The 10,854-nt window shown below is 68.4% G+C and carries 9 protein-coding genes; 6 read left to right on the top strand and 3 right to left on the bottom strand.

All coding sequences use genetic code 11. The features are described 5' to 3' along the window. The first annotated feature begins 9 nt into the window (after nt 1-9). From EDD41_RS00925 to EDD41_RS00905, 5 genes are all read left to right on the top strand, one after another. Entirely contained in the window at nt 10-762 is a 753-nt protein-coding gene (locus tag EDD41_RS00925; protein WP_245995482.1) for a DUF554 domain-containing protein, read from the top strand. A 14-nt stretch (nt 763-776) separates the two neighbouring features. After that, entirely contained in the window at nt 777-1,259 is a 483-nt protein-coding gene (gene ybaK, locus EDD41_RS00920) for a Cys-tRNA(Pro) deacylase (RefSeq protein ID WP_094764651.1), read from the top strand. Between the two features lie 39 nt (nt 1,260-1,298). Next, nucleotides 1,299-1,598 (top strand): hypothetical protein, encoded by a 300-nt coding sequence (locus tag EDD41_RS00915; RefSeq protein ID WP_148060428.1) that lies wholly within the window; start codon nt 1,299-1,301, stop codon nt 1,596-1,598. A gap of 244 nt (nt 1,599-1,842) precedes the next feature. Beyond that, nucleotides 1,843-3,258: an HNH endonuclease signature motif containing protein gene (locus tag EDD41_RS00910; protein ID WP_123574659.1), complete on the top strand. Its 1,416-nt coding sequence runs from the start codon at nt 1,843-1,845 to the stop codon at nt 3,256-3,258. A 136-nt stretch (nt 3,259-3,394) separates the two neighbouring features. Further along, nucleotides 3,395-4,039: a Crp/Fnr family transcriptional regulator gene (locus tag EDD41_RS00905; RefSeq protein WP_170165179.1), complete on the top strand. Its 645-nt coding sequence runs from the start codon at nt 3,395-3,397 to the stop codon at nt 4,037-4,039. 3 nt (nt 4,040-4,042) lie between these two features. Here the strand turns inward: EDD41_RS00905 and EDD41_RS00900 are convergent, their stop codons facing one another. After that, nucleotides 4,043-4,516, bottom strand: coding sequence for a hemerythrin domain-containing protein (locus EDD41_RS00900; RefSeq protein ID WP_123574657.1), 474 nt, complete (start codon nt 4,514-4,516; stop codon nt 4,043-4,045). Nucleotides 4,517-4,638: 122 nt separating this feature from the next. Here EDD41_RS00900 and bluB point away from each other — a divergent pair, with 122 nt between their 5' ends. Continuing rightward, the gene (gene bluB / locus EDD41_RS00895; protein ID WP_123574656.1) at nt 4,639-6,375 is read left to right on the top strand and encodes a 5,6-dimethylbenzimidazole synthase; all 1,737 of its coding nucleotides are present in this window, start codon (nt 4,639-4,641) and stop codon (nt 6,373-6,375) included. Between the two features lie 26 nt (nt 6,376-6,401). Here bluB and EDD41_RS00890 read toward each other — a convergent pair whose 3' ends face one another. Together EDD41_RS00890 and dnaE are read right to left on the bottom strand one after the other, a co-directional pair. Continuing rightward, the gene (locus tag EDD41_RS00890; RefSeq protein ID WP_123574655.1) at nt 6,402-7,214 is read right to left on the bottom strand and encodes a hypothetical protein; all 813 of its coding nucleotides are present in this window, start codon (nt 7,212-7,214) and stop codon (nt 6,402-6,404) included. 43 nt (nt 7,215-7,257) lie between these two features. Next, nucleotides 7,258-10,818, bottom strand: a complete 3,561-nt coding sequence (gene dnaE, locus EDD41_RS00885) for a DNA polymerase III subunit alpha (protein ID WP_123574654.1) — start codon at nt 10,816-10,818, stop codon at nt 7,258-7,260. Nucleotides 10,819-10,854: the final 36 nt, after the last annotated feature.

The following is a 10,854-nucleotide window of genomic DNA, read 5'->3' as shown; positions in this document are numbered from 1 at the left end:
GATGCATCGGTGAACTTCCTGCAGCACGGCTTCATCGGGATGGGCACCGCGGTCAACGTGGTGCTCATCATCCTCGGTTCTCTGGCGGGCCTGGCCCTGGGCGGGCGGCTGAGCCAGCGCACCGCCGCCACCGTCACCGATGTGCTCTCTCTGGTCGTGCTGGTGATCGGCGCCTTGTCCATCCGGCCGCTGGTGCAGGAACCCCTCAACGCTGCCGTGGGCAATGGAGCCGCCCTGGTGGTGATCCTGCTGGCCCTGGTGATCGGATCCCTGATCGGTTCGGTGCTCCGGCTGGAGGAGCGGATGGATGACCTCGGACGCTGGGTCCGCTCCCGGGTGGGCGCCGAGGGTGACCACCACTTCATCGACGGTTTCGTCACCGCCACGCTTGTCTTCTGCGTCGGACCCTTGGCCATCCTCGGGGCCCTGTCCGACGGGCTGGGGCGCGGCTCTGAACAGCTGCTGGTCAAGGGAGTGCTGGACGGCTTCGCCGCGGTGGCCTTCGCCTCCTCACTGGGCGTCGGGGTGATGCTCTCGGCCGTCGCCGTCGCCCTGTACCAGGGAACGTTGACGCTGGTCGGGGCCTTGCTGGGTGATGTGCTGCCCGCCGCACAGATCGACGCCCTGACGGTTGCCGGCGGTGTCGTGCTGATGGCCTTGTCCATCCGACTGATGGGCCTCAAGCCGATGCGCGTCGCAGACATGTTGCCCGCGCTGGTCTGCGCTCCCCTGTTCGTCTGGTTCGTCCAGCTCGCCTCCTGAAAGGACCTCGGCCCATGTCCACGGGAACTCCTGCCACCAAGGCACTCGACCGCGCCAAGGTGCCGCACACCTTGCTGCCCTACGAGCACGACCCGGCCAATGTGCACTTCGGTGACGAGGCGGTCCTGGCCTTGGGGCAGGATCCGCATCAGGTCTTCAAGACCCTCGTGGTGGCATGCACCGGCGGCCCGTCACCGCTGGTGGTGGCCGTCGTCCCGGTGGCCCAGCAGCTGGACCTCAAGGCCCTGGCCTCCGAGGCCGGGGCGAAGAGGGCGGCGCTGGCCGACCACGCCGTGGCGGAACGCACGACGGGCTATGTGGTGGGCGGGATCTCCCCGCTGGGTCAGAGGAAGTCCCTGCCCACCTTCATCGACGCCTCCGCGCAGGCATTCGCCACAATGATGGTCTCGGCCGGCAAGCGGGGCCTGCAGGTGGAGCTCTCCCCCGCCGACCTGGCGCGTGTCACCCGCGCGAGCTTCGTCGCCATCGCCCGGTGATCCATGGCCTGACACGCAGCGGAGCATAGGCTCTCCCACATGACCAGCCCCGCTCCTGCCCGCCGCGCAGTTCCGTGGGGAACCGTGGGCTGTCTGGTGGCCGCCCTCGGGTGGTTCCCGGGGCTCGTGGTGGTCTGGAAGATCGTCGAGCTCGAGATGGCTATGGGGCTGCTGGCCTTCGGGCCAGTCCTCCTGGGGGCGCTGGGCGCCCTGCTGGCCGCCGTTGACCGTCGCCTGGACGGAGCATCGCGAGTGGGCTGGGCCACCACGAGCCTCGTGGTGGGACTGCTCGCACTCCCCCTGTACTGGTTCATCGCCATGGCGCTGTGGGGCGCCTGAGGCCCTGCCGCGTCCGGCCACCCTCACCTGGTCCCCGCTCCCCTCGAGGGCGGGGCACGTCTGGTCGTGCACCGGGCGACTCTTGTTGCACCGAGCGGCGACGCCAGGCTCCTGAACAAGATGGTCCCCGGCGCTGTGGAAGTTCCCACGAATCCACATGAAACTGCTTGTCATATTTTGTTCGCGAACCATAGAATAGAAACATCATTCGAAATGGTTTCGACGCTCTCGGGGGAGGTGCGTGATGCAGGATCTGACCTCGGCACAGACGGTCGATGCGATGCTGTCCGCGCGTCGTCGGGCGTGGATGGCCGAGGCCGAGGAGTTCGAGTTGGCCGCTCACTTCGCGGACCTGCATCCCGGAGAGGCCGTCGAGCAGCAACAGCAGCCGGCCGGTTCGGCTGTGGTGTTGTTCGGGGAGAAGTCGGTGCGGCCAGGTCATGACGGGACGCCGGAGGTGGCGGAGTTCGCGTCGTTGGAGATTGCGGCGGCGTTGAACATCACCCGGGAGGCGGCGGACTGTCTGATCGGGGATGCGTTGTCCTTGCGGCACCGGTTGCCGAAGGTGTGGCAGAAGATGCGGGACGGGTTCCTGCGGGTGGGCGTCGCCCGGGCAATCGTCGCGAAGACCGCCAGCCTGCCCCTGCAGCAGGCGTTGCAGCTGGATCGGGAGTTGGCGTCGTTGGTGGAGGGTGTCTCGGCGTACAGGTTGATCGCGACCGCTGAGGGTCTCGTGCTTGAGCTCACTCCCGCCGAGCAGGCGCAGGACGACTATGAGCGGGCGCAGGCGTCGCGTGGGGTGTGGATCGGTCAGTCCGGTTTCGGCGTGAGCGATGTGGCGGGGGTGGTGAATGCTGCGGATGGGATCTTCCTGGATGCGCAGTTGGACCGGGTGGCGGGGATCCTCGCCCAGGGCGGGTCGACCGATTCCCGTGATGTGCGGCGCTCGACCGCGTTGGGGATCTTGGCCACTCCGGCGCGGGCCTTGCAGTTGTTGCAGGCCAGCCTGCTGGATGCCGCGGATGATCCCGAGCTGCCGTTCGATGACGCGGTGTCCGAGGACCAGGGCGCGGATTCCTGCCCTGCAGCAGGTCTGCGTGGTCACACCTGTGGTGCTGTCACCGTAGACCCCGAGTTGCTGCTTCCGAAGGCCACGGTGGTGGTGCATGTGGAGGAGAACACCGTCGCGGAGATGGATGGTGTGGCGCGGGTGGAGCGCTGTGGTCCCGTCCTGGCGGAGTGGATGGCCGACCTGCTGCAGAACACCCGGATCACGGTGAGGCCCGTGGTGGATGCCACGAACATCACCCCGTCGGACTCCTACGAGGTCAGTGCGCGGATGCGGCAGGTCGTCACGTCCCGGAATCCGTATGAGGTCTTCCCCGGCTCGAAGAAGCCGGCCCAGACATGCGATCTGGACCACACCGAACCCTGGCATCCACCACCCCCAGCCCCGGCGGCCGAACCCCCAGCGACCCGGCCGGACAACCTCGGTCCGCTGTCCCGAACCGTGCACCGGGCCAAGACCCACGGCGGCTGGTTGTTGAGACAGCTGGCTCCGGGCATGTTCTTCTGGCGTTCCCCCGACGGTTTCGCCTACTTGGTCACGCCCTCACGCTCCTGGATGATCCACAACCCCGTCACACCCCGCGTACCCTGACGCCAACGGGTCCACCGTGGTATCCCGGTGGGGCTCATACTCGACGCGACGAGACACGCCGTCGGCCCCACCGGACGACCACACCACCTACGGTGGAGCCATAGACACCGACCATCGACGCGCCTGCGTCTCCCGGGTGCCCCTGTTCAGCGGACTCGACGCCCAGACGCTGGCCCAGGTCGCGGACCTGGCCACCAGCCGTCGCTTCCAACGGGGCGAGCGCATCCAAGGCCCCGGCGACGACGCGGCGCTGTTCGTGATGCATCGCGGGCGCGTCCGGGTCACCCGCCTGGCCTCCTCCGGGTCGGAACACGTGCTGCGCATCCTCGACGGCGGGGACTTCCTCGGCGAGACGGCCGTGCTGACCGACGCGCCACCGGAGCACCTGGCCACCGCGATGCAGGACGCCGAGATCTGCCGCCTCGCCGCCCACGACGTCCGCACCCTCGTCTCGGGCAACCCAGCCCTGGGTCTCCAGCTCGCCACCACGCTCGCGTGCCGCCTGCAGGCCGCGGAGTCCCGCCTGGGCGCGAGCTCCACCACGTCGGTGGCCCGTCGCCTCGCGGACCGGCTCCTGCAGCTCAGTGAGGAGCAGGGTACAGACAGCATCACCCTGCCCTCCACCAAACGAGACCTGGCCGCCTGGCTAGGCACCACCCCGGAGACGCTCAGCCGGCGCCTGGGCAGCTTCCAGGACACCGGCCTGGTGCGTCACCTGCCGGATGGGCGCATCGTCCTCCTGGACCATGACAGGCTGGAGAACGTCCCCGACAAGCCCTGACGCTCAGTGCCCCGCGTGCGCCTCGACCAGTGACACCCCCGGCGCAGCCAGCAGGAGCGGCACCACCACCTCGTCTTCCTTCGCCTGGTGGCTGCGGAAGGTCTCGCTGATCGCCAGACCCCACACCCGGGCGTCGGCGGGAGACGAAGAGCCGAAGGCGCTCACCATCTGCTGGATCAACCGGTGCTCCCGCACCAGCGCGTCGACCAGCGGCGCACCGGACTCCAATCCGGCCGCGGCCCGGTAGATGGTTTCCTCCTCACCCCGTGCATGCGGCAGCAGGGAGTCGTCCAGGAAGGCGGCCACCGCAGCCCTGGCCCGATCGGTGTCCGCATCATGGGCCTCGTGGAAGGCACGGGTCAGCCCGTCGAGCTCGGCCACCAGGTGGGCATGGTGCCTGCGGATGTGTTCGGCCTCCTGCAGGTCCCGCTCGTCGCTCGACGTGGTGGTGGTCTGGGTGATGGTCTGCTCGGTCATGTCGTCCTCCTGGGATCGTTTCGCCGGGCATCTCCCGGCCACACGTCCAGTCAACGACGCCCGCCTGGCGAAGGCCTTGACCCAGGTCAAGGATCCGAGAGGCTTCTCCCTAGAGTGGAGCCATGCCCGAGCCCACCAGTTTCCCCCGTCCGGTCCCCACTGTCGGGGACACCTCCGCCGCCCACGAACGGGCGGCGGACCCACGGGGCTGGGCCTTCGACGAGCAGACCATCCGGGCACTGGACAGCGTGCTCACCGCGCGCCGCGACATCCGTCGCTTCCGGCCGGATCCGGTGCCGGAGGAGCTGGTCCGCGCGGTGATCGAGGCCGGGCACGCTGGGCCCTCGGTGGGCCACTCCCAACCGTGGCGCTTCATCGTCGTGGAGGACGCCGCCCTGCGGGACCGGGCCGCGGCGATGGCGGACAAGTCGCGTCTGTGGCAGGCCGCCCGGATGGCGCCCGAACGTGGGCAGCAGCTCCTGGACCTGAAGCTGGAGGGCCTGCGGGAGGCGCCGCTCGGGCTCGTCGTCGCCTGTGATCGCCGTGCTCCCGCCGTCGGGGTGCTGGGCCGGGCCACCTTCACCGACGCCGACATGTGGTCCTGTGCCGCCGCCATCGAGAACATGTGGCTCACCGCCCGCGCCCATGGCCTCGGCATGGGCTGGGTCACCCTCTTCCAGCCCGAAGAACTCGCCGAGCTGCTGGGCCTGCCCGAAGGCGTTGAGACCCTCGGCTGGCTCTGCCTGGGCTGGCCCGACGAGCGGCCGCCCGCCCCCGGCCTGCAGCGCCTGGCCTGGTCCACGAAGCTCCCCGTCGACGACGTGGTGCTGCGTGACCGTTGGCCCGCCGACGACAGTCTCGTCAAGCCCACCAGCCACCTGCGCGCCCCCGCCCAGGATCGCGTCGTGCACGCCACCGACGACGCCGACGACCTCCTGACCACGCCCGGATCCCTCGGCGTCCTGGACCGCGCCCTCAACCGCGTCGAGGCCGTGCGGCCCCAGGGCGTCGACGGAGGCTGCCTGGTGCTGGCCGCTGCCGACCACCCCGTCACCTCGCACCGGATCAGTTCCTTCGAGACCCATGTCACCGCCGACGTGATGCGAGCCAATGTCGCCGGGCAGGGCATGGGCGCCGTGGCCGCCGCTGGTGCCGGTCTCTCCTCCCTCGTCGTGGATGCCGGCGTCGAGGCACCCGTGGCCGGCGCGCGCGGGGCCCGGCCACTGGATCCTCGCGGAGACCTGCTGGCCACCGACGCGCTGTCGAGCGATGACGCGGAGGCCCTGATCCAGCATGGGAAGCAGCTGGGCTGCGAGGCAGCCGCACAGGGCATGGTCGTCCTCGGGGAAGTGGGCATCGGCAACACCACCGTCGCCTCTGCCCTGGCCAGCGCCCTGTTGGACCTCGACGCAGACCAGTCGGTGGGCCTGGGCACCGCCGCCGATGCGGACATGGTGGCCCGAAAGCGCGTGCTGGTCACCGGCGCGCGCGAGCGGTGGCTCGCCAAGCACTCCGACGATCCCATGCAACTGCTCGCCGCCCTCGGCGGGGGTGAGTTCGCGGTGCTGTCGGGCGTCGTGCTCGGCGCCGCGGGGGCAGGAGCCGTCGTCGTCCTCGACGGGCTGGCCACCAGCGTCGCCGCGCTTCTGGCCGTGCGCATGGAGCCAGCGGTGCAGGGCTATCTCATCGCGGGGCAGCAGAGCCGCGAGACGGCACATGCCGCTGTCCTCACCGAGCTGGGGTTGGAACCGCTGCTGGCCATGCGGCTGCGCAGCGGAGAGGGCGTGGGCGGATGTCTGGCGGCCAGTCTGCTGCTCCAGGGGCAGCGGATGCGTCGCCTCGTCGCGCGCACGCGCTGACCCTCGACAGACTCGGGGAACAGGGTTCAGGCAGCGGGGGGAGGTACCGGGGTGGAAGGTTCTTCCTCGGTCACCGACGGCTCTGGGAGCTTGGCCGCCTTCACGGTCTTGCGGGACCGGCATCGGCGTGTGGCCACCTGCTCGTCGGCACCCAGCGAAGCGCGCAGCAGCACGGGGATGGTGGCGAAGAAGGGCCAGACCAGCAAGGCCGACCACGCGTGCAGCTTGAAGTCGATGGGGACCAGGTCCCCCGGCGAGGCCTGGGCGATGCGCCGACTGAAGTTGTGCGGCCCCATCAGGACCCCGACCCACCAGCACATCAGCCCGGCCACCGTGGCGGTACCCATGGCCAGCAGGACCACTGGCCAGCCGATCCGCCGGAACCAGTGCCAGGCAAGGATTCCCAGGGTGAGACCCAGCGCCAGCCCGAAGATCGAGAACCAGGCATCGCTGGCGAAGACCGCCGTCAGCCCGCGCTCCGAGGTGGTCGCATTCCCGGCGGAGTCCACGTGGTAGGCCGGCAGGTCCACCACCAGGTTCCACAGCGCGCCCGCCAGACATCCGAGCATCATGGCGATCAGCAGGAAGACGAGCATCCCGCGGACGACGGCCCGGTGCAGCAAGACCGGCAGGCGCGGAGTGGCGGGATAGGCCCCGCCCTCAAGCACCTCCTCCGGGTCCGTGCCCGAGGGCGCGGTGAGCACCGGGGTGGGGGTGGCGGGAGAAGCGGTCACGGCCAGCGCAGGCGCCGAGGATGCCGACGACGCCGAGGCCAGGAGGTCCGTGGTCGTCGGAGGCAGTTCCGGCGGCGCCGTCGCGCCCACCTGGTCTTCCCTCATCGGTCCTCCTCCCCTGCACCGTGCTCACGTTGACCAGCCAAGACTAGCTGGCCAGACACGACGGGCCCAGCAAGGCCTTGAGGTCCGCCATCAGCGGTTGCGATGCGGTCACGCGCAGCGTGTCGTCGAGCCGGTACAAGGTGGTGCTGCTCTGTTGGGTGACCAGACGCACCCGAACCTCCGTCATGCCCGGGTGGCTGTGCAGGACCTCCTTGAGCTGGTCCACCACCGGCGGGGTGCAGCGGCCGGCGGGCAGCTGGATCACCACCGGACCGGTGGGACCGTCGGAGATGTCCGGCACCGACAGCTCCTGACAGTGCAGTTCGACGGCGTCCTCCTTCTCCCGGATCCGTCCCTTGACCCGCACCACCTGGTCCGTCGCCAGGTACATCTGTACCTGTTCGTAGACCTTCGGGAAGCACATCACGTTCACCGACGCCTCCAGGTCCTCCACCTGCAGGATCGCCCAGATGGCACCCGCCTTGGTCTGCTTGCGCTGGATGGAGGTGATCATCCCGGCGATGCTCATCATCCCCTCCTTCGGCCCGTCGGGCGCGACGAGGTTGCCGATGGAGATGTCACGCTCGGACTCCAGGATGTGCTCCAGGCCCTGCAGCGGATGGTCGGAAACATAGAGGCCAAGCATCTCGCGTTCGAAGGCGAGCTTGGTGCGCTTGTCCCAGTCCTCCATGTCCGGCACCGTCTCGTGGTGCTGTTGCGCCTCCGGCTCGTCGGCGGCCAGCCCGAAGTCACCGAAGAGGTCATCCTGACCGTTGGCCTGGTTGCGCTTGAGGTCCAGCACCTGGTCCACCGCCGCCTCGAAGATGCTCATCAACGCACGGCGGGAATGCCCCAGCGCGTCGAAGGCTCCGGCCTTGATCAGCGACTCGATCATCCGCTTGTTGCAGACCTGCAACGGCACCTTGTCCAGGAAGTCGTAGAAGTCGGTGTAGGCCCCGTGCTCCCCACGAGCCGTGACGATGCCCTCGACGACGTGCTCACCAACATTGCGGATGGCGCCCAGACCGAAGCGGATGTCCTCGCCGACGGCGGTGAACTCCAGCTCCGAGGAGTTCACGTCGGGCGGCAGCACCTTGATCCGCTGGGCGCGCATGTCGCCCAGGTACATCGCCATCTTGTCCTTGTCGTCGCCCACGCTGGTGAGCAGCGCGGCGCCGTACTCGGCCGGGTAGTTGGCCTTCAGCCAGGCAGTCCAGTAGGAGACCAGGGCGTAGCCGGCGGCGTGCGACTTGTTGAAGGCGTAGCCGGCGAAGGGGACCATGACGTCCCACAGGGTCTGGATGGCGTCGTCGGAGTAGCCGTTGCCGCGCATGCCCTCCTGGAAGTGGCCGAACTCCTTGGCCAGGATCTCGGGCTTCTTCTTGCCCATGGCACGGCGCAGCAGGTCGGCGCCACCCAGCGTGTACCCGGCCAGGGCACGCGCGATGGCCATGATCTGCTCCTGGTACACGATCAGGTGGAAGGTGTCACCGATCAGCGGGTCCAGGGCCTCCTTGAGCTCCGGGTGGATCGGGATGATCTCCTGGCGCCCGTTCTTGCGCTCGGCATAGGCGATGTGGGCATTGGCACCCATCGGCCCGGGACGGTAGAGCGCCAGCACGGCGGTGATGTCGTCGAAGCCGGTCGGCCCCATCTGGCGCAGCAGCGAGCGCATCGCGCCACCGTCGAGCTGGAAGACGCCCAGCGTGTCACCACGAGCCAGCAGCTGGTAGGTCTTCTCGTCGTCCAGTGCGAGCGTGGAGACGTCGACGTCGACGCCCTGGTTGCGCTTGATGATCTTGACGGCGTGGTCCATGATGCCCAGGTTGCGCAGGCCCAGGAAGTCCATCTTCATCAGGCCCATTTCCTCGAGCTGAGGATAGGCGAAGCCGGCGATGATCATGCCGTCCTTGTCCCGCTTGTGCATCGGGATCACGTCGAGCAGCTTCTCGCTGGACAGGATGAAGGCGCAGGCGTGCACGCCGGTGCCACGGATCAGGCCCTCCAGGCCCAGGCCCGTGTCGATGACCTTCTTGACGTCGGCCTGGGTGTTGTAGAGCTCCCGGATCTCCATGCCCTCCGCATAGCGGGGGTGCTTCTCGTTGAACAGGTCCTTGAGCGGGACGCCCTTGCCCATCACGTCGGCGGGCATCGCCTTGGTGATCTTGTCGCCCAGACCGAAGGGATAGCCCAGGATGCGGTTGGCGTCCTTGACGGCGGCCTTCGCCTTGATGGTGCCGAAGGTGTTGACCTGGCTGGTGTAGGCCTCGCCGTACTTGTTCGTGACGTAGTCGATGACCTTGTCACGCTTGCGGTCGTCGAAGTCGAGGTCGATGTCGGGCGGGCTGATCCGCTCGGGGTTGAGGAAGCGCTCGAAGAGCAGGCCGTGTTCCAGGGGGTCCACCTGGATGATGCCGGTCAGGTAGGCGATCATCGAGCCGGCGGCGGATCCTCGCCCCGGTCCGACGGCCACGCCCATGTCCCGGGCGGCATTGCAGATGTCGGAGACCACCAGGAAGTAGGAGCTGAAGCCCAGCGGCTCGATGACCTTGAGCTCCGTCTCGACGCGCTCCAGCACCTCCTGCGAGGGGTTCTCCCCGTAACGCACGGTGATTCCCTCGGCAACCTTCTTGCGCAGCCACGAGTTCTGGGTCTCCCCCTCGGGGACGTCGAACTGCGGCATCCGGTCGACGTGCTTGAAGACGTCGTCGTAGCTCTCGATCCGCTCGGCGATCGCGAGGGTGTTGTCGCACGCCTCCGGCAGCTCACTGAAGAGCTTGCGCATCTCCTCGGAGCTCTTGATGTAGTAGCCGGAGCCGTTGAAGCGGAAGCGGTTGGGGTCGTCCTTGTTGCGGCCCACGCCCACGCACAGCAGGTCGTCGTGGCTGTCGGCCTGGTCCTCGGTGACGTAGTGGGAGTCGTTGGTGGCCAGCAGCGGGATGTTCAGCTTCTTGGCGACGCGCAGCAGGTCTTCTCGCACATTGCGCTCGATGTCGATGCCGTGGTCCATCAGCTCCAGGAAGTAGTTCTCACGCCCGAAGATCTCCTGGTAGGCGGCGGCTGCCGCGACGGCCTCGTCGAACTGCCCCAGCCGCAGCCGCGTCTGCACCTCGCCGGACGGGCAGCCGGTGGTGGCGATGATGCCCTCGGACCACTCGCTGATGATCTCCCGGTCCATGCGGGGCTTCATGTAGTAGCCCTCGAAGCTGGCCAGCGAGCTCAACCGGAAGAGGTTGCGAAGACCCGTCGCATTCTGCGCCCACATGGTCATGTGGGTGTAGCGGCCACCGCCGGAAACGTCCTTGCCGCCCTCCACCGAGGCGTCACCGCTGTCATGCCGGCCGGTGGCCCAGTACTCCTGCGACCGTGAGTGACGCGACGACGGGGCGACATAGGCCTCGATGCCGATGATCGCCTTGACGCCCTCGTAGTCCTTGCCGAGCTTGTGGAACTCGTAGGCACCGAACATGTTGCCGTGGTCGGTCATGGCGATGGCCGGCATGCCCTGACGGGCAACCTCGGCGAAGAGCTTGGAGTTCTTCGCGGCACCGTCGAGCATCGAGTACTCGGTGTGCGTGTGCAGGTGGACGAAGTTGTCAACCATGGGGTGGGTGCGCCCTCTTTCTCAGCGTTGCGGAGC

The organism is Luteococcus japonicus, assembly GCF_003752415.1.
GTDB classification, from domain to species: Bacteria; Actinomycetota; Actinomycetes; order Propionibacteriales; family Propionibacteriaceae; genus Luteococcus; species Luteococcus japonicus.
The sequence above is the reverse complement of the archived record's forward strand: the minus strand, read 5'-3'. Positions and strand labels throughout refer to the sequence as shown.